Source organism: Pseudomonas sp. MWU12-2345, assembly GCF_023242385.1.
GTDB lineage: Bacteria > Pseudomonadota > Gammaproteobacteria > Pseudomonadales > Pseudomonadaceae > Aquipseudomonas > Aquipseudomonas gingeri_D.
On the sequence record NZ_JALLJA010000011.1, the window covers coordinates 128,321 to 146,195 of the forward strand.

Consider the following 17,875-nt stretch of genomic DNA (forward strand, 5'->3'; position numbering starts at 1 on the left):
GAATTGTTATGCGATAGTGCTGCGATCCAGCATGTGGCCCACGGAATCTGTGGTAAAGCCCCTACCAAACAATGACTAGGATAAGTACAGCTTATGTATGAAGCGCTGGGTGACCTGTCCCTCGATCTGCTCCGGGCCTTTGAAGCGGCGGCCCGTCATCACAGCTTTACCGCCGCGGCGGTGGAGCTGGGCACGACTCAGCCGGCCATCAGCCAGCAGATCAAGCGCCTGGAAGACCAGTTGACCACCCGCCTGTTCGACCGCATCTACCGGGGCATCGAGTTGACCGAAGCCGGCTCGATTCTGTTCGAGCAGGTGCAGGCCGGTTTGCAGAGCATCGACAGTGGCTTGAGCGCGGTCACCGCCCAGCGTCAGCACGAGGTGTTGCAGGTCGCTACCGACTTTGCTTTTGCCGCCTATTGGTTGATGCCGCGCCTGCACCGTTTTCATGCGGCCAATCCGCAGGTCGATGTCAGCCTGGTGACCAGTGAGCGTAGCCACAACATGTTGCGCACTGATATCGATGTGGCAGTGTTGTTCGGCAAGGGCCGTTTCAAGCAGGGCGAGAGTCATTGGCTGTTCAGCGAGGAAGTGTTTCCGGTGTGCAGCCCGCAATTGCTCAAGGGCCGCGAGCTGCCGCTGCCCACCGAGGCGCTGCTGGAGTTTCCCCTGCTGCACCTCAAGGGCGAAAACAGCAGCCACTGGTTCGACTGGAGCGGGGTTTTTCGCGAACTGGGACTGACCACGGCACCGGCGCCGGGGCAATTGCGCTTCGACAACTACACCTTGCTGATCCAGGCGGCGATCGGCGGTCAGGGCGTGGCCATCGGCTGGCGTCACCTGGTGGATAATCTGTTGGAGCAGGGATTGTTGTGCCGGCCGATCAGCCAGACGGCGATTTCCACTTTTGGCTATTACGTGGTCTTGCCCCAGCGTAAACGGCGTGGCGCGCTGATCCAGCGTTTCTTCGACTGGTTGATGGCCGAGCAGGCCGACAGTGCGCAATCGCTGGTGGGGCTGGGCTTGCCCTCGATTGCGGTGTAGCGTTAGGCCATTAACCGACGCTGAACGGGAGCGGCATGCAACGTATCAAGGGTTATCACGCCCACATCTATTTCGATGCTTCGACCCTGGAGCAGGCCCGTGAGCTATGTGAGCTGGCGGCGACGACCTTTCCACTGCAGATGGGACGGGTGCACGAGCGCCCGGTGGGACCTCATCCGGACTGGAGCTGCCAACTGGCGTTCGAAGCGCAATATATCGGCGTGGTCTTGCCGTGGCTGGCGTTGCACCGCAAGGGCCTGGTGGTGTTCATCCATCCCCTGACCGGCGATGACCTGGCCGACCATCGCGATCATGGGATCTGGATGGGGGCGGTCAGGCCATTGGATCTGTCGCTGTTCTAGGCGGTCAGTTCAGCACGCCGTCGAGAATCTCGTAGACGATCCCGGTGCCGATGGTAATCAGGACCACGTCATTGCCCATGCGCCGCCACTCGTAACCCTCATACCTCGGCAGGCGGCTCAGTGCCCGGTCGTCCAGGCGCTCGCCTTCGTAGCCCCGTGGCAGCGGCCGGCCACGTTCCAGACGGTAGCCCGGTGGCGGTGGCGCGCCACGGCCGAAGTGTTCACGGTCATCATGAATGATCTGCCGGACCGGGCCGAAGTCCTGGGGCGGACGGTGCATATTGCGCTCGTCATGTCCCCTGTCCGGGCCTCTGTCGGGACCCCGTTGGTCATAGCCACCGTGATCATGGTCTTCGCCGTGCCATTGATCCTCGGCATGCAGCAGCGGACTGGCGCTCAGTACCAGCAGACCAAGACCGGCCATCAGGCGTTTGGGCATTTTCATCGGGGGCATTCCTCACCACACGGGCAATACATCGAATAGGGGTGAAGATTTGGCTTCAAACCCCCGGGTCATACTTTATTAGTCCGCATGGTGGCGTTTAGATTCCTTTGTATCAGGAACTTTACCTTTGGCCGGCGCCGACGTTATCGCCAGCGATCATGCCGTTCGCTCATGCCGTGTCGCAGGGCTTCGAGGCGTTCGCGCAAGGAGGCATCGTTCGCCGGCTCGCCGACGGTTCTTGCGGGATCGGAGGCCAGGCTCGTGGCGCTGGGCGCCAGGGCTTCGAACGCGAACAGGCTGGACAGGTCTTGTCGCGGTGGCGGCGTTTGGCGTGGAAGCGAAGTGACCGACCTGAGCCGCTTTGGGCGCGGGATTTCAGTGACGGACTGGTGATCGAGGAAGGTACAGGCGACAGCGAGGGTCATAGGGGGGCATCCATGTTCATAGGTAACGATCCAGCGCTCCTGCGCGGCCGTCTCTTGCCGGTATCTCCCGGAAAGAGCATGTAATGATTACGCCTTTGACAGCGCAGTTCTGTCAATAAACGCTCAGGTTGGTGCCCATGAAAAAGGGACCCAGGGCGGTGGCCCTGGATCCCTCTGTGCCGTGCCGCGTGGTTCAGCGCGCGGTACGTACGCCTTCGGCGAGGGCCGCGCAGAGGCTCAGCACGCCATCGATGGCCTGCTCATCGCTGGTGGCGTTGGCGATGTGATCGATCAGCGCCGAGCCGACCACCACGCCATCCGCCAACCGGGCGATGGCCGCGGCCTGCTCCGGGGTGCGGATACCGAAACCGATGCTGATCGGCAGGTCGGTGTGACGACGCAGACGGGCCACCGCTTCTTCGACGTGTTCCAGGGTCGCCGAGCCGGCACCGGTCACACCGGCCACCGACACGTAGTAGACGAAGCCGGAGCTGCCGTTGAGTACGGTGGGCAGGCGCACGTCGTCGGTGGTCGGCGTGGTCAGGCGGATAAAGTCCAGGCCGGCGGCCTGGGCCGGGTCGCACAGCTCGCCGTTATGTTCCGGTGGCAGGTCGACCACGATCAGGCCGTCGACACCGGCGGCCTTGGCATCGGCGATAAAACGCGGCACGCCGTAGTGGTGGATCGGGTTGAAGTAACCCATCAGCACCAACGGTGTGTCGTTGTTCTCGGCGCGGAACTCGCGAACCATCTGCAGGGTTTTTGCCAGGTTCTGCTTGGCGCCCAGGGCACGGATGTTCGCCAGCTGGATCGCCGGGCCGTCGGCCATCGGATCGGTGAAGGGCATGCCCAGCTCGATCACATCGGCACCGGCCTTGGGCAGGCCCTTGAGGATCGCCAGGGAGGTGTCATAACCCGGGTCACCGGCGGTGATAAAGGTCACCAGGGCGGCGCGGTTCTGTTCTTTCAGCTCGGCAAAACGGGTTTGCAGGCGGCTCATCAGTGTTTCTCCTGCTGGGACTGTTGCATGTGGTGCATGACGGTTTGCATGTCCTTGTCACCGCGACCGGACAGGTTGACCACCATCAGGTGATCCTTGGGCAGGGTCGGCGCCCGCTTGAACACTTCGGCCAGGGCATGGGCGCTTTCCAGGGCCGGGATAATGCCTTCGAGGCGGCAGCACTGGTGGAACGCGGCCAGGGCTTCGTGATCGGTGACCGAGGTGTACTGGACGCGACCGATATCGTGCAACCAGGCGTGTTCCGGGCCGATGCCGGGGTAGTCGAGGCCGGCGGAAATCGAGTGGGCATCGATGATCTGGCCGTCATCGTCCTGCAGCAGGAAGGTCCGGTTGCCGTGCAGCACGCCCGGGACGCCGCCGTTCAGGCTGGCGGCATGCTTGCCGGTTTCGATACCGTGGCCGGCCGCTTCGACGCCGATGATTTCGACGCTGGTGTCATCGAGGAACGGGTGGAACAGGCCCATGGCGTTGGAGCCGCCACCGATGCACGCCACCAGGCTGTCGGGCAGGCGCCCTTCCTGGGCTTGCAACTGGTCGCGGGTTTCCTTGCCGATCACCGCCTGGAAGTCGCGGACCATGGCCGGATACGGGTGCGGGCCGGCGACGGTGCCGATCAGGTAGAAGGTGCTGTCGACGTTGGTCACCCAGTCGCGCAGGGCTTCGTTCATCGCGTCCTTCAGGGTGCCGGTGCCGGCGACCACCGGGATCACTTCGGCGCCCAGCAGCTTCATGCGGAACACGTTGGCCTGCTGGCGCTCGATGTCGGTGGTGCCCATGTAGATCACGCAGTCCAGGCCGAAACGCGCGGCGACGGTGGCGGTGGCCACGCCGTGCATGCCGGCGCCGGTCTCGGCGATGATGCGTTTCTTGCCCATGCGCCGCGCCAGCAGGATCTGGCCGATGCAGTTGTTGATCTTGTGGGCGCCGGTGTGGTTCAGCTCTTCGCGCTTGAGGTAGATCTTCGCGCCGCCGCAGTGTTCGGTCAGGCGTTCGGCGAAGTACAGCGGGCTCGGACGACCGACGTAGTCGCGCTGGAAGTAGGCCAGTTCCTCGATGAACGCAGGATCGATCTTGGCGGCTTCGTATTCGCGGTTCAGGTCGAGGATCAGCGGCATCAGGGTTTCGGCCACGTAGCGGCCGCCGAATGCGCCGAACAGGCCGTTGGCGTCGGGGCCGTTGCGCAGGTTGGACTGGGTCATGGGAGGCTCCAGGTGGGCGATTGAATGTTTGATGGGGTTCACTCTAACCATGACAGGCGCGGATGAAAACCGATAAGATCGCCGTAACCTGTCAGGAAAACTCACAGATACCATGAGCCGCGACCTTCCCCCGCTCAATGCCTTGCGCGCCTTCGAGGCCACCGCCCGCTTGAACAGCGTCAGTCAGGCCGCCGAACAGCTGCATGTGACCCATGGAGCGGTCAGCCGGCAGTTGAAAGTGCTTGAGGAGCATCTGGGCCTGAGCCTGTTCGCCAAGGAAGGCCGCGGCCTGAAACTCACAGATGCGGGCGTTCGCCTGCGCGACGCCAGTTTCGAGGCGTTCGAGCGGCTGCGGGCGGTCTGCGCCGAGTTGACCCAGAGCACGGCGGACGCGCCCTTTGTGCTGGGCTGTTCCGGGAGCCTGCTGGCGCGCTGGTTTATTCCGCGACTGGGGCGGTTGAATGCCGATTTGCCCGACCTGCGCCTGCACCTGTCGGCGGGTGAAGGCGATCTCGATCCGCGCAAGCCGGGGCTCGATGCCCTGTTGCTGTTCGCCGAGCCGCCGTGGCCGGCGGATATGCAGGTTATAGAACTGGCGAGCGAGCGCATCGGCCCGGTCATGAGTCCGCATTTTGCCCGTTACGAGTCATTGCTACGGGCCCCGGCCCGTGGCCTGGTGGGTGAAGCGCTGTTGCACACCACCTCACGACCCCAGGCCTGGCCCAGCTGGGCGCGGCAGAACGGTATCGATGCGGCGCAGTTGAAGTACGGACAGGGTTTCGAGCATCTGTACTACCTGCTCGAAGCGGCGGTGGCCGGTTTGGGGGTGGCGATCGCGCCGCAGCCGCTGGTGGCGGACGATTTGCGTGGCGGTCGGCTGGTGGCGCCCTGGGGCTTCAATGAAACCCCGGGGCGGCTGGCCTTGTGGCTACCCCGGCGCGCCACGGACGGACGCGCCCAGCAGTTGGCCCAATGGCTCAAGACCGAGTTGGAACACAGGGCTTAATCGCCGCGTTTGCACAACAGGTAAGCGGCCAAAAGCCCCAGCGCACCCACCGCGACACCGGCGGTTGTCCACGGATGTTCCTGGGCATAATCACGGGTCGCAATCCCGGTTTCGCGGGTTCTGACCTTGACCTCTTCATAGGCATCGCTGAGCAGGTGACGTGAATGCTTGAGCGCGTTCTCGGCATTGCTCTTGAGGGCCTTGAGGGTTTTGCGCGACTCGTCCGAGGCGTCGTCCTTGAGGCTTTCGAGGGACTTGAGCAGGCTCTCGATTTCGGCTTCCATGCTTTGCAATGAGGCTTTGCGTAGTGCGTTGCTGGCCATATCGGCGTTCTCCCGCAGTTGAGTGGCGTGTGCAGATTGGGACTCCAGCGCGCGGTGAAAGTGCAGAAAATCTGCATCGCATCTCAGGATCTATCGATCCGAGCTGTGGGAAAAATCACTGCTAGGCTCTCTGGACAGCCCCCGGGACTTAGGAGAACAGCATGAGCGACCACCACACCTACAAGAAAATCGAACTGGTAGGTTCTTCCCCCACCAGTATCGAAGACGCTATCAACAATGCCCTGGCCGAAGCCGGTAAAAGCATCAAGCATCTGGAATGGTTCGAGGTGCTTGATACCCGTGGGCATATCAAGGACAACAAGGCCGCGCACTTCCAGGTCACCCTGAAAGTCGGCTTCAGAATCGCCAATAGCTGAACAAATACTGGCCTTTTGAACTTATAGGCTGGCCGACTGCCATATTGATTGCTATACAGAGGGGGCTAAATAGCCCGAGGTGCGTCGCCCAAAAGCCGACGCACTTTTTTTGATCTGACCAGGGAATATGATCGATGAAGAAGCTTGTGCTGGCGGTAGCGTTGTTGAGTCTGGCGGGAACCGCCCTTGCGGCGGGCAAGCCATGCGACGTGGTGGAGAAGGACATCAAGGACAAGCTTGAAGCCAAGGGCGTTCATGGTTATTCGCTGCAGATCGTCGATGCAGGCAGCAATACGGGTTCCGATGGCAAGACCGTTGGCCGCTGCGAGGCGGGTAAGAAGGAAATCGTCTACAAGCGCAAATAAGCGTGAGTGGGGATCAAAGCCGGCGCCAGGCGCCGGCTTTTCTGTTTCTGGCCGTCAGCCCTTCATGACCTGCGCCAGCAACTCGTAGGAATGCAGTCGATCGGCATGTTCATACAGGTCGCAGGTGAAGATCAGCTCATCGGCCTGGGTCTGCTCGATCAGGACTTCCAGCTTGGCGCGGATCTTCTCGGGGCTGCCGACCATCGCCAGGCCGAGGAAACTCGCCACCGCTTCTCTTTCGTGGGGCAGCCACAGGCCATCCATGGTCTGCACCGGCGGCCGTTGCACCAGGCTCTGGCCACGCATCAGCGCAAGGATGCGCTGGTACACCGAGGTCGCCAGGTAGTCGGCCTTTTCATCGGTATCCGCGGCCACCAGCGGTACGCCGAGCATCACGTAGGGTTTGTCGAGCACCGCCGAAGGCTTGAAGTGATTGCGGTAGACGCGAATCGCCTCATGCATGTAGCGCGGTGCGAAATGTGAGGCGAAGGCGTAGGGCAAACCCCGCTCCCCGGCCAGCTGTGCGCTGAACAGGCTCGAACCCAGCAGCCAGACCGGCACCTGGGTACCGGTGCCCGGCATGGCGATCACCCGTTGTTCCGGTGTGCGCGGGCCGAGGTAGCCCATCAGTTCAGTGACATCTTCGGGGAAGTCGTCGGCGCTGCCCGAACGCTCGCGGCGCAGGGCCCGGGCGGTCATCTGGTCGGAACCCGGGGCGCGGCCCAGGCCCAGGTCGATACGGCCGGGATAGAGACTTTCCAGGGTGCCGAACTGTTCGGCGATCACCAGGGGCGCATGGTTGGGCAGCATCACGCCGCCGGAACCGACGCGAATGGTCGAGGTGCCGCCCGCCAGGTAACCCAGCAGCACGGACGTCGCCGAACTGGCGATCCCGTCCATGTTGTGGTGCTCGGCGACCCAGAAGCGGTGGTAGCCGAACTTTTCCACATGACGGGCCAGATCCAGCGAATTGCGCAGGGATTGGCCCGGGCTGCCGTCCTGGCGCACGGGCACCAGGTCGAGGGTGGAAAACTTGACGTCGGACAGTCGCTTCATGAGCCTGCTACTCCTGTGAGGGTACGCAGGCTTCGTCTGCTGTCGAAAAACCTGCCGGTCTCCAGGGAATGTGGGCATATACCCGAGTTTCAAGGGGGGAGCTGTTTTTAACCGGCATTTTTTTCAGATGAGTCTGACAGGGTGAACTTTAATCCAGCGTCTATCCTCAGAACCTTGACCCCGGCGTGAACCCTTCGCGCCGGCTTTTGAGGAGGCAGCTATGAGTATCACGAAGAAAGCATCGGCTCATTGGGCAGGCGACCTGAAAACCGGTATTGGTTCCATTTCCACGGAAACCGGGGTGTTGCGTGAAGCGCCTTACGGTTTCAAGGCACGTTTCGAAGGCGGCAAGGGCACCAACCCGGAAGAACTGATCGGCGCCGCCCACGCGGGGTGTTTCTCCATGGCCTTTTCGATGATTCTCGGCGAGGCCGGGCTCAAGGCCGACAGTATCGACACCCAGGCCGAAGTGACCCTGGACCAGGTTGACGGTGGTTTTGCGATCACCGCGGTGCACCTGATTCTCAAGGCGAAAATCCTCGGCGCCAGCCAGCAGCAGTTCGATGAGCTGAGCAAAAAGGCCAAGGAAGGTTGTCCGGTGTCCAAGGTGTTGAACGCGAAGATCAGCCTCACCGGGACCTTGGTGCACTGATTGTGCACTGGCAAGACCCAGGGATGTGAGGCGGCTCAGAACTTGGCTGGCGCAAGTGTGGTCGAATGAACTGTGGCAGTTTGCGCGTACGCCCTGGCGACGCGCTGCCGTAGTCAAGGAGTTCGACCATGAAACGTATTGCCCTGGGGATTTTCTGTTGCGTGCTGGCCACCTCGGCCCTGGCCGCGACCAAGCCGTGTGAAGAGCTCAAGTCCGAGATCGAAACCAAGATCCAGGCGGCCGGCGTCAGTTCCTACACCCTGGAGATCGTTGCCAGGGATGAAGTCCACGACCAGAACATGGTCGTGGGCAGTTGTGAAGGCGGCAGCAAGAAAATCATCTACCAGAAGAACGACCGCTGAAGCTACGGAATGCAGAACACATTGTTCTGCTCCGCCACGACTTCACCCTTGTCGTTGTACAGCCGCGCGCTGGCGTTGAAGCCCAGGGCTATACCCTCCAGGCGGTAGCGCCGGCCGGCTTCGAAGTGGTCGTAGTGCACGCTCAGGTAGCACAGCCGGTTCGGCGGGTCGGTGTTCATCGCCATGCCGCCGATATAGACCTCGTAATCGAAACGAGCCAGGAGGTCATGGCTGCCCGGCGTGACCTGGAAAAAGCGTCCGTCGCGCAGACGCTGCTTGTCCAGGCTTTCGGCCATGATCACCGTACCGGTGTGGGTGTCCAGGTCGACCCAGGCCATTTGCGGATTCACCGCCGGTAACGGACTGATACAGCCGCCCAGGCTGGCCAGGGCGAAGAGTACGGGGAGATGTTTGCGCATGATGTTTCCACTCTGTTCAGGAGATCAGCATACCTGCGTTCAGGGGTATCGGGACGCCCGGGCGTGAAGCTTGTGGTGGGGCCTCCCTGCGGTGAACACCTCAACCTCGATAATCTTCATGGAAAAGCCTTCAGCCCGCGCGCTAGTCTTGTGTCTGCTCCCTGCAGGTGATTCCCATGATGTTCAGGCCCGTGGTACGCGGTTCGATAGGCGCCTTGCTGCTGTTGCTCGGTGGTTGCAGCAGTCTCAATTATTATAGCCAGCTGGCCGGTGGCCAGTTGAGCCTGTTGCACGCCCGGGAGCCGGTGGCCGAGGTGATTGCCGATCCGGCCCGGGACCCGAAACTGCGCGAACACCTGGCCCAGTCCCAGCAGGCGCGGGCCTTTGCCAGCGAGCATCTGCACCTGCCGGACAACCGCAGTTACCGCTTGTATGCGGATATCAAACGCCCTTATGTGGTCTGGAATGTCTTTGCCACGCCGGAATTTTCCCTGACCCCGCAGCAGCATTGTTTCCCGATTGCCGGTTGCGTGGCCTATCGCGGCTATTACAACCAGGGCGCGGCGCGGGGTGAGGCGGCGCTGCAGAAGCAGCAGGGCATGGACGTGTATATCGGCGGGGTCGAGGCCTACTCGACGCTGGGCTGGTTCGACGATCCGATTATCAGTTCGATGATGACCTGGGGCGACGAGCGCCTGGCGACGCTGATCTTTCATGAACTGGCGCACCAGCGTTTTTATGTGAAGGACGACACCGAGTTCAATGAGTCCTATGCCAACTTCGTCGAGCAGGAAGGCACGCGGCAATGGCGGGCGGCGCGAGGCTTGCCGCCGGCCAAGGTCAACGATGTAGCGCAGAAGGATCAGTTTATCGAACTGGTGCTGAAGACCCGGGCGCGCTTGCAGCAGTTGTATGCGCAGGCCTTGCCGGTCGAGCAGATGCGTGAGCGCAAGGCGCAGGAGTTCCAGCGCTTGCGTGATGAATACCACAAGATGCAGGCGAGTCAGTGGGCCGGCGACAAGCGTTATGACGCCTGGATCAATGGGCCGCTGAATAACGCCAAGTTGCTGCCCTTCGGGCTGTATGACCAGTGGGTGCCGGCGTTTGCGGCGTTGTTCAAGCAGGTGAATGGCGACTGGCCGTCGTTCTTCAAGGCTGTGGAAAAGCTGGGGGGCTTGCCGGTTGGCGAGCGTACGGCGGCGTTGCGCAAGCTGATGCCTGGCTGAAGGGCGCCATCGCGAGCAAGCTTGCTCCTACAATGTTTGTGTCGTGCCAATAAGTTGCGGACGACCGATATCTTGTAGGAGCAAGCTTGCTCGCGATGCAGGCGACACGGTTTCACGTCTTACACAAACGCCCGATGCAACTGCGCCAACGTCTGGAAATGATAAGCCGGCTGCTGCGCACTCAACTCCTCGAAACTGCCGAACCCATACCCCACCGCCGCCGCATCCAGACCATTGCGTTGCGCGCCGATCAGGTCGTGCTTGCGGTCGCCGATCATCAGCGTATCGCTCGGTTCCAGCCCTTCTTCGGCGATCAGGTGGGCAATCAGCTCGACCTTGTCGGTCCGCGTGCCATCCAGCTCGCTGCCGTAGATCATCTTGAAGTGCCGGGCAAAATCGAAATGCCGGGCAATCTCCCGGGCAAACACCCAGGGCTTGGACGTGGCGATATACAAGGTGCGCCCCTGCCCGCCCAGCAGCTCCAGCAACGGCATGACCCCTTCGAACACCCGGTTTTCATACAGCCCGGTCACCTTGAAGCGCTCCCGGTAGAAGTTCACCGCCTCCCAGGCCTTGGCCTCGTCAAACCCGTAGAACTGCATGAACGCCTGCAGCAACGGCGGGCCGATAAAGTGTTCGAGCTTGCCGAGGTCCGGCTCGTCGATCCCCAGTTTGCCCAGTGCGTACTGGATCGAACGGGTGATGCCCTCGCGCGGGTCGGTCAGGGTGCCGTCGAGGTCGAAGAGAATCGTCTGGTAATGCATGGAATGTCCTGGTTGTACAAAAAATAATCAAACGGCCTGGTGATAACCTTCGGCCATGTGCAGGTCCTTGAGCTTCACGTAGTTCGCCGCGCTGTAGGTGAAAAACGCCCGTTCCTTGTCCGTCAGCGCGCGCGCCTGCTTGACCGGGCTGCCGACATAGAGAAAGCCGCTTTCCAGGACCTTGCCCGGCGGCACCAGGCTGCCGGCGCCGACGATCACCTCGTCCTCGATCACCGCGCCGTCCATGACGATGCTGCCCATGCCGATCAGAATCCGGCTGCCCACCGTGCAGCCATGCAGCATGACCTTGTGGGCGATGGTCACGTCGTCGCCGATCAGCAGCGGGAAACCCTCGGGGTTGAAAGGCCCGGCGTGGGTGATATGCAACACGCAGCCGTCCTGCACGCTGGTGCGTTGGCCGATGCGGATGCGGTGCATGTCGCCGCGGATCACGGTCAACGGCCAGATGGAGCTGTCGGCGCCGATTTCGACGTCGCCGATCACCACCGCCGAACGGTCGACAAAGGCCCGTTCACCGAGTGCCGGCGTGAGGTTCTGATAGGTACGAAGGGTCACGATAGGCGCTCTCTCTTTGGTTGATAGCTGCGGTCGACGTCGATTGTAATTAAGATGGGCCCATGTTTCTTCCAGCCAAGGTGCCAACCGTGAGCGTGAACAACCCTCTTCTGCAGTCCTACGACCTGCCGCCGTTCTCGGCGATCCGCGCGGAACACGTGCTGCCGGCCATTGAACAGATCCTGGCGGACAACCGCGCGGCCATCGCCGAAATCCTCGCCACCCAAGGCCAACAGCCTACCTGGGCCGGGCTGATCCTGGCGATGGATGAACTCAACGATCGCCTGGGCGCCGCCTGGAGTCCTGTCAGCCACCTGAATGCGGTGTGCAACAGCGCTGAATTGCGCGAAGCCTACGAGGCCTGCCTGCCGGCCTTGAGCGCCTACTCCACGGAGCTGGGCCAGAACCGCGAACTGTTCCAGGCCTTCGAAGCCCTGGCGAACAGCCCGCAGGCCGCCAGCTTCGACGTCGGCCAGAAAACCATTCTCGAACACTCCCTGCGCGACTTCCGCCTGTCGGGTATCGACCTGCCGCCCGAGCAGCAAAAGCGCTATGCCGAGGTGCAGAGCAAGCTGTCCGAACTGGGCAGCCGCTTCTCCAACCAGTTGCTCGACGCGACCCAGGCCTGGACCCGGCACGTCACCGACGAGGCCGGTCTTGCCGGCCTGAGCGACTCCTCCAAGGCGCAAATGGCCGCCGCGGCCCAGGCCAAGGGCCTGGACGGCTGGTTGATCACCCTGGAATTCCCGAGTTACTACGCGGTGATGACCTACGCCCAGGACCGCGCGCTGCGCGAAGAGGTGTACGCCGCCTACTGCACCCGTGCCTCGGACCAGGGCCCGAATGCCGGCCAGTACGACAACGGCCCGGTGATGGAAGAAATCCTCGACCTGCGCCAGGAACTGGCGCAATTGTTGGGTTTCGCCAGCTTCTCGGAATTGAGCCTGGCGACCAAGATGGCCGACTCCAGCGACCAGGTGCTGACCTTCCTGCGCGACCTGGCCAAGCGCAGCAAGCCGTTTGCCGCCCAGGACCTGCAACAACTCAAGGCCTACGCCGCCGAACAAGGCTGTGCCGAGCTGCAAAGCTGGGACAGCGGTTACTACGGCGAGAAGCTGCGTGAGCAACGCTACAGCGTTTCCCAGGAAGCCCTGCGCGCCTACTTCCCGATCGACAAGGTTCTCGGCGGGCTGTTCGCCATTGTCCAGCGCCTGTACGGCATCGAGATTGCCGAGCAGAGCGGTTTCGACACCTGGCACCCGGATGTCCGCCTGTTCGAAATCAAGGAAAACGGCCAGCACGTCGGGCGTTTCTTCTTTGACCTCTATGCCCGCGCCAACAAGCGTGGCGGGGCCTGGATGGACGGTGCCCGTGATCGTCGGCGTACGGTTGATGGCGTCCTGCAAAGCCCGGTGGCCAACCTGGTGTGCAACTTCGCCCCGGCCGACAGCGGCAAGCCGGCCCTGCTGACCCATGACGAAGTCACCACCCTGTTCCACGAGTTCGGCCATGGGCTGCATCACCTGCTGACCCGTATCGACCATGCCGGGGTGTCCGGTATCAATGGCGTGGCCTGGGATGCCGTGGAGCTGCCGAGCCAGTTCATGGAAAACTGGTGCTGGGAGCCCGAAGGCCTGGCGTTGATCTCCGGTCACTACGAAAGCGGCGAACCGCTGCCCCAGGACCTGCTGGAAAAAATGCTCGCGGCAAAGAACTTCCAGTCCGGGCTGATGATGGTGCGCCAGCTGGAATTCTCGCTGTTCGACTTCGAACTGCATGCCACCCACGGCGACGGCCGCAGCGTGGCACAGGTCCTCGAAGGCGTGCGCGACGAGGTCTCGGTGATGCGTCCGCCGGCCTACAACCGCTTTCCCAACAGCTTTGCGCACATTTTCGCCGGCGGTTACGCGGCGGGCTACTACAGCTACAAATGGGCGGAAGTGCTGTCGGCCGACGCCTTCTCCAAGTTCGAGGAAGAGGGTGTGCTGAACGAACAGACCGGTCGTGCCTTCCGTGAAGCGATCCTGGCCCGCGGTGGCTCCCAGGCGCCGATGGTGCTGTTCGTCGACTTCCGTGGCCGCGAGCCGTCGATTGACGCACTCTTGCGTCACAGCGGCCTCAGCGAGGATGCCGCGGCATGAGCGAGGCTCCCGTGATCAAGACCAAGAAGCGCTTTATCGCCGGGGCAGTCTGCCCGGCGTGCAGCGAGCAGGACAAGCTGATGATGTGGAGCGAAGACGACGTTCCGCACCGTGAGTGCGTGGCTTGCGGCTATGCCGACACCCTGAATGAACAGGGTTTGTCGGTGCCCAAGGAGCTGGGCACGCGGGTCAATACCGCACCGGCCAAGGCCCCGCAGGACAATAAGGTCCAGACCGTGCAGTTTTTCCCCAATCCGAAGCTGAAAAAGCCCGACGACAAGTAATCCCGCCGCTCCGCTTTCCCGGGCCGTCCAAGGCCCGGGGATGTCTTATCCCTGTACCACTCGCGCAAGCGCCTGCTACCCCAGACTGTGGCCTTGAGCGGACCCGCTGGCGGTCCGTGCCTGTCCAGGAGTGAACCGTGGGGACCTTCAACCCTTTGCTGCACGCGCAGCCGCCTGATCTGCCGGCCTATTCATCGGTGCGTGTCGAGCACCTGCTGCCGGCGCTCGAGGCGCTGATCAAACACCACTGGAGCGCGATCGACGAGATTATCGCGAACCAGAGCGAAAACCCGACCTGGGACGACTTCTTCGTACCGGTCGACGCCTTGCGGGGGCGCCTGGCGGGGCTTATGGGCGTCATTACCGCCTTGAGTACCGCCCGCCCCTACCCCGTGTGGGGAGAGGCGTTCCACAGTTGCCGCCGGCGTTATCTCGCTTACCGCCTTGAAGTCAGCCAGCATCCCGGGCTCTTTCAACTCTACGAACGCCTGGCGGGCAGCGCGAACGCGCGCCTGTTCGACGCCACGCGTGTCGCCGCGCTCCAGCGGGTCGTGCTGGATTGCCGGCTGGCGGGGGCGCATTTGTCCGAGGAACAGAAGACCCGGTTGCGGGCGCTGGACGCGCGAATCCGGCAACTGGAATTGCGCTTCCTCAACAATGTGCGCATCGCCAGTGAAGACGGCAGCCTGTACTTCAGCGACGACAGTACCCTGGAGGGCGTTTCGGACGAGGACAAGGTCCATATGGAGCTGTACCACGAGTCGAACTTTGCCGGTTGGTGGTTGAACATCGACGATCCGCAGGCGGTCAGCTCGATCTTTCGGGATGCGCGAGGGCGCGAGCTGCGCCAGCAGGTCTATGAGGCCGTTGTGAGCCGTGCCAGCGATGCCGAAACGGACCATGACAATACGCCCGTGCTCGACGAGTTGCTGCAATTGCGCTTCATGAAGGCTGAGCTGCTGGGCTTCGCCAACAGCGCGGCACTGCAACTGCAAAGCCTTTCGTTGAGTTCTGCCGAGCAGGTCGAGGGATTCTTGCGCCGACTGGTGGCCGCGGAAAAACCAGGCTGGATCCGCGAAGTGGAGGTACTGGAGGCGTTTGCCGCCGAGCAGGGCCTGACGGAGCTGAAACCCTGGGACCGGCCCTTTTATAGCCAGCAGCTGCGCCTGCACAAGGGTGCGATCAGCGAGGATGAAAGTCGCGCCTACTTCGAACTCGAGCAGGTTCTGAAAAGCCTGCTGGCACTCCCCGCTCGCCTGTTCGGCGTTGAATTCATCGCCCGCGACGAACTGGATACCTGGCACCCCGACGTCCGCCCGTTCGAGGTTCGCGAGTATGGGCAGGCGATAGGCTACCTGTTCCTCGATCTGTTCGCCCGCGAGGAGAAGACCACCAGGAGCGGCGCGATGTATGCGCTGCGCCATCGGCTGCTATCGGTCGAGGGCCGCAGCCTGACCCTGCCGGTCGTGGTGCTGTACTGTTATCTTCCGCGGCCCGCGGCTGACAAGCCCCTGCTGCTCAAGCACGGACAGATGCGGGTACTGTTCCACGAGTTTGGGCACTGCCTGCATCAGTTGCTGGACCGCTCTCCTTGCTGGAGCTTGTCCGGTACCGATTCGGCCAGGGATGCTGGCGAGTTCTTCTCGGCGTTGCTGGAGTGCTGGTGTCATTCGCCTGCCTATCTCGTCGAGATCAGTCGGCACCACCAGACCGGCGCCGCGCTTTCTGCCGATCAGGCCGACCGGTTGATGATTTCACTCACCACCGGCAACGGCTTGAAGTCGGCCAGTACCCTGATTCTTGCCGCGCTCGCGTTGGAGCTGCACCAGAACCCCGCCCGGGAGCAAAGCGTCCTGGAGCGCAGCGCACGGGTGCGCGATGAGGTCTTGTCGCTGCCGGCACCGAGCGATGTGCGTCAGGTCTACAGTTTCAGTCACCTGGTCACCGGCACGGACGCCGCCTATTTCATCTATCCCTGGGGGCAGATGCTGGCGAGGGCGGTGTTCAGCCGTTTCGAAGAGCAGGGGCTCTTCGATCCCGTGGAAGGCAGGCGCCTGCGCGAGCTGGTCTTCGCGCCGGGCGGTTCCCGGCCCATCCTGAAATCCATTGAGGCGTTTCTGGGACGAACCCTCGATGAACTCACTGCACCTGTGCCGACTTGAGCCAGCTCTGCACTGCGCAGGTAGCGTAGGGACTGGTGCTGCACGCGCCGCTGGCCAGGGCCTCGCGTAGCTTGTCGACCGGCGCCTGCATCATGTAACGGATGCTGTCCTTGAAGTGCGGGGTGTCGCCAAACCCGCCCATCATCATTTCGCTCAGGGCTTCCTCCTTGCTCCAGCCCTGCACCACCACGCGGTACATCGCCGCCATCAGGCCGGTGCGTTCCGTGCCCTTCCGGTCGTGGATCAGTACCGAACCCCGGTCCTCGGCGTCCTTGATCGCGCGCAAGACGGTCAACACGTCGGCGTCATCGACATGGCCGATCCGGTAGGGCAGTTGCACCTGCTTGATGTTCGGGGCTGACAGCCAGCTGGAGTCGGCCTCCGGCTGGAAGTTGATGACCGTGGTGATGTTCAGCCTGGCCAGGATCGGCACGGCATTGCTGTCGGGCAAGGTGCTGCGATAGAGCGTCGGGGTCATCTGGTTGAGGTTGTACTGGTTGCCCACCGGCGTGGCCCATTGCGGCGGGCGTTGGCTGCTGTTGTCGCCGGCCTGGGCGGCGAGCAGCACCAGACCGCTGATCAGTATCAGGCCAAGGAGGGAAAACCAGCGAACGATCGACATAGATGGACGGCGCCCGGAAAAGAGAACTCGATATTGCCCTATAGCATTGTTTTTTACGGATCAAAAGCCCGTGAGTCGAGCGTCAAAGATTTGTGAGAGGGGTGGAATGGGGGCGGAAAAGGTCGAGATTTTTAGCTGAATCGATTCATCCTGATGCTTAGGCTGCTATCATTTGTAACTAAAGGTTGCCAGTGTGTTCTCAATTCGAGGTGTCTCGATAGAGACCGCTACCCGAAAAAGACAGGTTGCTCAATTGAAGTGACCGAATAATCCGTGCGTGCAAGATGAGAGAGGTAACGCCATGTCTGATCAAGATCGAGATAACCCGCGGCGTGAGTTCCTGCGCAAAACCCTGACCTTGATCCCGGTGGTCACCGTGGCGAGCAGCGCGTTGGGCAGCAGTGTCCTGCAAGCCGCCTCGCAAGTGACGCCAGCGGCCGCCGACAAGGCTCCGGTCAACAGCGGGCATTACGAGCCGAGCTTCTTCACCGCCGAGGAATGGGCTTTTCTCAATGCCGCCGTGGCCCGATTGATTCCGGCCGATGCCCAGGGGCCGGGTGCCCTGGAAGCTGGTGTGCCGGAATTTATCGACCGGCAAATGAACACCCCTTACGCCAGTGGCGCCTTGTGGTTTATGCAGGGGCCCTTCGCCGCCGATGCGCCGCCGGAGATGGGTTGGCAAAGCAAACTGGTGCCCCGCGAGATCTATCGGCTGGGCATCGCTGCTACGGAGGCCTGGTGCAAGAAGCTGCACGGTTCAACCTTTGCCGCGCAAGACAGCGCTACCCAGGATGCCTTGCTCAAGCGACTGGAGGTCGGAGACGCCGATTTCGACAGTGTCCCGCCGAAGATTTTCTTCAGCTTCCTGCTGCAAAACACCAAGGAAGGTTTCTTCAGCGACCCGATCCATGGCGGCAACAAAGGTCTGGTCGGCTGGACCATGATCGGCTTTCCCGGCGCCCGCGCCGACTTTATGGATTGGGTTGAACGCAACGAGCAATACCCCTTCCCGGCTGTATCCATTCGCGGCGAGAGGGCATGAGC

The 17,875-nt window shown here is 62.2% G+C and carries 22 protein-coding genes; 12 read left to right on the top strand and 10 right to left on the bottom strand.

The genetic code is table 11. The features are described 5' to 3' along the window. Window positions 1-93 precede the first annotated feature (93 nt). Together M5C71_RS21300 and M5C71_RS21305 are read left to right on the top strand one after the other, a co-directional pair. Entirely contained in the window at window positions 94-1,044 is a 951-nt protein-coding gene (locus M5C71_RS21300) for a LysR family transcriptional regulator (protein ID WP_103496230.1), read from the top strand. Between the two features lie 35 nt (window positions 1,045-1,079). Further along, entirely contained in the window at window positions 1,080-1,406 is a 327-nt protein-coding gene (locus M5C71_RS21305) for a DOPA 4,5-dioxygenase family protein (RefSeq protein WP_152736554.1), read from the top strand. Window positions 1,407-1,410: 4 nt separating this feature from the next. Here M5C71_RS21305 and M5C71_RS21310 read toward each other — a convergent pair whose 3' ends face one another. The 4 genes from M5C71_RS21310 to trpB form a co-directional block, all read right to left on the bottom strand. Further along, the gene (locus M5C71_RS21310; RefSeq protein WP_248768666.1) at window positions 1,411-1,851 is read right to left on the bottom strand and encodes an anti-virulence regulator CigR family protein; all 441 of its coding nucleotides are present in this window, start codon (window positions 1,849-1,851) and stop codon (window positions 1,411-1,413) included. A gap of 143 nt (window positions 1,852-1,994) precedes the next feature. Then, entirely contained in the window at window positions 1,995-2,276 is a 282-nt protein-coding gene (locus M5C71_RS21315; protein WP_248768667.1) for a hypothetical protein, read from the bottom strand. Between the two features lie 193 nt (window positions 2,277-2,469). After that, a complete protein-coding gene (trpA, locus tag M5C71_RS21320; RefSeq protein WP_248768668.1) occupies window positions 2,470-3,276 on the bottom strand; it encodes a tryptophan synthase subunit alpha in 807 nt (268 codons plus the stop codon). Next, window positions 3,276-4,496: a tryptophan synthase subunit beta gene (gene trpB, locus M5C71_RS21325; protein WP_248768669.1), complete on the bottom strand. Its 1,221-nt coding sequence runs from the start codon at window positions 4,494-4,496 to the stop codon at window positions 3,276-3,278. Before trpB ends, trpA begins: the two co-directional genes overlap by 1 nt. A gap of 112 nt (window positions 4,497-4,608) precedes the next feature. Here trpB and M5C71_RS21330 point away from each other — a divergent pair, with 112 nt between their 5' ends. After that, window positions 4,609-5,502 carry a LysR family transcriptional regulator gene (locus tag M5C71_RS21330; RefSeq protein ID WP_103496235.1) on the top strand — a complete coding sequence of 298 codons (894 nt, stop codon included), beginning with the start codon at window positions 4,609-4,611 and terminating at the stop codon, window positions 5,500-5,502. On the opposite strand, the gene M5C71_RS21335 is transcribed toward M5C71_RS21330, so the two are convergent. Continuing rightward, window positions 5,499-5,825, bottom strand: coding sequence for a DUF883 family protein (locus M5C71_RS21335; RefSeq protein ID WP_103496236.1), 327 nt, complete (start codon window positions 5,823-5,825; stop codon window positions 5,499-5,501). The two genes, M5C71_RS21330 and M5C71_RS21335, sit on opposite strands and share 4 nt — an antisense overlap. A gap of 161 nt (window positions 5,826-5,986) precedes the next feature. On the opposite strand from M5C71_RS21335, the gene M5C71_RS21340 reads away from it, so the two are divergent. Continuing rightward, complete coding sequence (locus M5C71_RS21340; RefSeq protein WP_100939968.1) at window positions 5,987-6,202, top strand: dodecin; 216 nt, start codon at window positions 5,987-5,989, stop codon at window positions 6,200-6,202. Between the two features lie 134 nt (window positions 6,203-6,336). Beyond that, window positions 6,337-6,567, top strand: coding sequence for a DUF1161 domain-containing protein (locus M5C71_RS21345; RefSeq protein WP_177103937.1), 231 nt, complete (start codon window positions 6,337-6,339; stop codon window positions 6,565-6,567). Window positions 6,568-6,621: 54 nt separating this feature from the next. On the opposite strand, the gene M5C71_RS21350 is transcribed toward M5C71_RS21345, so the two are convergent. After that, window positions 6,622-7,623 carry an LLM class flavin-dependent oxidoreductase gene (locus tag M5C71_RS21350; protein ID WP_103496238.1) on the bottom strand — a complete coding sequence of 334 codons (1,002 nt, stop codon included), beginning with the start codon at window positions 7,621-7,623 and terminating at the stop codon, window positions 6,622-6,624. Window positions 7,624-7,843: 220 nt separating this feature from the next. On the opposite strand from M5C71_RS21350, the gene M5C71_RS21355 reads away from it, so the two are divergent. Then, window positions 7,844-8,275, top strand: a complete 432-nt coding sequence (locus M5C71_RS21355) for an OsmC family protein (protein WP_248768670.1) — start codon at window positions 7,844-7,846, stop codon at window positions 8,273-8,275. Between the two features lie 128 nt (window positions 8,276-8,403). Then, window positions 8,404-8,637, top strand: coding sequence for a DUF1161 domain-containing protein (locus M5C71_RS21360; protein WP_103496240.1), 234 nt, complete (start codon window positions 8,404-8,406; stop codon window positions 8,635-8,637). A gap of 2 nt (window positions 8,638-8,639) precedes the next feature. Here M5C71_RS21360 and M5C71_RS21365 read toward each other — a convergent pair whose 3' ends face one another. Beyond that, window positions 8,640-9,056, bottom strand: a complete 417-nt coding sequence (locus M5C71_RS21365) for a hypothetical protein (RefSeq protein WP_103496241.1) — start codon at window positions 9,054-9,056, stop codon at window positions 8,640-8,642. A gap of 176 nt (window positions 9,057-9,232) precedes the next feature. Here M5C71_RS21365 and M5C71_RS21370 point away from each other — a divergent pair, with 176 nt between their 5' ends. Beyond that, complete coding sequence (locus M5C71_RS21370) at window positions 9,233-10,282, top strand: aminopeptidase (protein WP_248768671.1); 1,050 nt, start codon at window positions 9,233-9,235, stop codon at window positions 10,280-10,282. 119 nt (window positions 10,283-10,401) lie between these two features. On the opposite strand, the gene M5C71_RS21375 is transcribed toward M5C71_RS21370, so the two are convergent. Both M5C71_RS21375 and M5C71_RS21380 read right to left on the bottom strand, forming a co-directional pair. After that, on the bottom strand, window positions 10,402-11,046 hold the full coding sequence (locus M5C71_RS21375; RefSeq protein ID WP_103496243.1) for an HAD family hydrolase: 645 nt from the start codon (window positions 11,044-11,046) through the stop codon (window positions 10,402-10,404). 27 nt (window positions 11,047-11,073) lie between these two features. Further along, the gene (locus tag M5C71_RS21380; RefSeq protein WP_177103933.1) at window positions 11,074-11,622 is read right to left on the bottom strand and encodes a gamma carbonic anhydrase family protein; all 549 of its coding nucleotides are present in this window, start codon (window positions 11,620-11,622) and stop codon (window positions 11,074-11,076) included. Between the two features lie 62 nt (window positions 11,623-11,684). On the opposite strand from M5C71_RS21380, the gene prlC reads away from it, so the two are divergent. The 3 genes from prlC (at window position 11,685) to M5C71_RS21395 (ending at window position 16,209) form a co-directional block, all read left to right on the top strand. After that, on the top strand, window positions 11,685-13,763 hold the full coding sequence (gene prlC / locus M5C71_RS21385; RefSeq protein ID WP_247263085.1) for an oligopeptidase A: 2,079 nt from the start codon (window positions 11,685-11,687) through the stop codon (window positions 13,761-13,763). After that, window positions 13,760-14,047 (top strand): YheV family putative zinc ribbon protein, encoded by a 288-nt coding sequence (locus M5C71_RS21390; protein WP_248747450.1) that lies wholly within the window; start codon window positions 13,760-13,762, stop codon window positions 14,045-14,047. Before prlC ends, M5C71_RS21390 begins: the two co-directional genes overlap by 4 nt. Window positions 14,048-14,184: 137 nt before the next feature. Continuing rightward, window positions 14,185-16,209, top strand: a complete 2,025-nt coding sequence (locus M5C71_RS21395) for a M3 family metallopeptidase (protein WP_248747451.1) — start codon at window positions 14,185-14,187, stop codon at window positions 16,207-16,209. On the opposite strand, the gene M5C71_RS21400 is transcribed toward M5C71_RS21395, so the two are convergent. Further along, entirely contained in the window at window positions 16,187-16,831 is a 645-nt protein-coding gene (locus M5C71_RS21400) for a protein tyrosine phosphatase (protein WP_248768672.1), read from the bottom strand. The two genes, M5C71_RS21395 and M5C71_RS21400, sit on opposite strands and share 23 nt — an antisense overlap. A gap of 301 nt (window positions 16,832-17,132) precedes the next feature. Here M5C71_RS21400 and M5C71_RS21405 point away from each other — a divergent pair, with 301 nt between their 5' ends. Beyond that, entirely contained in the window at window positions 17,133-17,873 is a 741-nt protein-coding gene (locus M5C71_RS21405) for a gluconate 2-dehydrogenase subunit 3 family protein (protein WP_152736542.1), read from the top strand. Window positions 17,874-17,875: the final 2 nt, after the last annotated feature.

What these genes read in the sequence shown, in the direction of transcription:
- M5C71_RS21300 (WP_103496230.1), top strand. Translation starts at nt 94, where the DNA reads ATGTATGAAGCGCTGGGTGACCTGTCCCTCGATCTGCTCCGGGCCTTT.
- M5C71_RS21305 (WP_152736554.1), top strand. Translation starts at nt 1,080, where the DNA reads ATGCAACGTATCAAGGGTTATCACGCCCACATCTATTTCGATGCTTCG.
- M5C71_RS21310 (WP_248768666.1), bottom strand. Translation starts at nt 1,851, where the DNA reads ATGAAAATGCCCAAACGCCTGATGGCCGGTCTTGGTCTGCTGGTACTG.
- M5C71_RS21315 (WP_248768667.1), bottom strand. Translation starts at nt 2,276, where the DNA reads ATGACCCTCGCTGTCGCCTGTACCTTCCTCGATCACCAGTCCGTCACT.
- trpA (WP_248768668.1), bottom strand. Translation starts at nt 3,276, where the DNA reads ATGAGCCGCCTGCAAACCCGTTTTGCCGAGCTGAAAGAACAGAACCGC.
- trpB (WP_248768669.1), bottom strand. Translation starts at nt 4,496, where the DNA reads ATGACCCAGTCCAACCTGCGCAACGGCCCCGACGCCAACGGCCTGTTC.
- M5C71_RS21330 (WP_103496235.1), top strand. Translation starts at nt 4,609, where the DNA reads ATGAGCCGCGACCTTCCCCCGCTCAATGCCTTGCGCGCCTTCGAGGCC.
- M5C71_RS21335 (WP_103496236.1), bottom strand. Translation starts at nt 5,825, where the DNA reads ATGGCCAGCAACGCACTACGCAAAGCCTCATTGCAAAGCATGGAAGCC.
- M5C71_RS21340 (WP_100939968.1), top strand. Translation starts at nt 5,987, where the DNA reads ATGAGCGACCACCACACCTACAAGAAAATCGAACTGGTAGGTTCTTCC.
- M5C71_RS21345 (WP_177103937.1), top strand. Translation starts at nt 6,337, where the DNA reads ATGAAGAAGCTTGTGCTGGCGGTAGCGTTGTTGAGTCTGGCGGGAACC.
- M5C71_RS21350 (WP_103496238.1), bottom strand. Translation starts at nt 7,623, where the DNA reads ATGAAGCGACTGTCCGACGTCAAGTTTTCCACCCTCGACCTGGTGCCC.
- M5C71_RS21355 (WP_248768670.1), top strand. Translation starts at nt 7,844, where the DNA reads ATGAGTATCACGAAGAAAGCATCGGCTCATTGGGCAGGCGACCTGAAA.
- M5C71_RS21360 (WP_103496240.1), top strand. Translation starts at nt 8,404, where the DNA reads ATGAAACGTATTGCCCTGGGGATTTTCTGTTGCGTGCTGGCCACCTCG.
- M5C71_RS21365 (WP_103496241.1), bottom strand. Translation starts at nt 9,056, where the DNA reads ATGCGCAAACATCTCCCCGTACTCTTCGCCCTGGCCAGCCTGGGCGGC.
- M5C71_RS21370 (WP_248768671.1), top strand. Translation starts at nt 9,233, where the DNA reads ATGATGTTCAGGCCCGTGGTACGCGGTTCGATAGGCGCCTTGCTGCTG.
- M5C71_RS21375 (WP_103496243.1), bottom strand. Translation starts at nt 11,046, where the DNA reads ATGCATTACCAGACGATTCTCTTCGACCTCGACGGCACCCTGACCGAC.
- prlC (WP_247263085.1), top strand. Translation starts at nt 11,685, where the DNA reads ATGTTTCTTCCAGCCAAGGTGCCAACCGTGAGCGTGAACAACCCTCTT.
- M5C71_RS21390 (WP_248747450.1), top strand. Translation starts at nt 13,760, where the DNA reads ATGAGCGAGGCTCCCGTGATCAAGACCAAGAAGCGCTTTATCGCCGGG.
- M5C71_RS21400 (WP_248768672.1), bottom strand. Translation starts at nt 16,831, where the DNA reads ATGTCGATCGTTCGCTGGTTTTCCCTCCTTGGCCTGATACTGATCAGC.
- M5C71_RS21405 (WP_152736542.1), top strand. Translation starts at nt 17,133, where the DNA reads ATGTCTGATCAAGATCGAGATAACCCGCGGCGTGAGTTCCTGCGCAAA.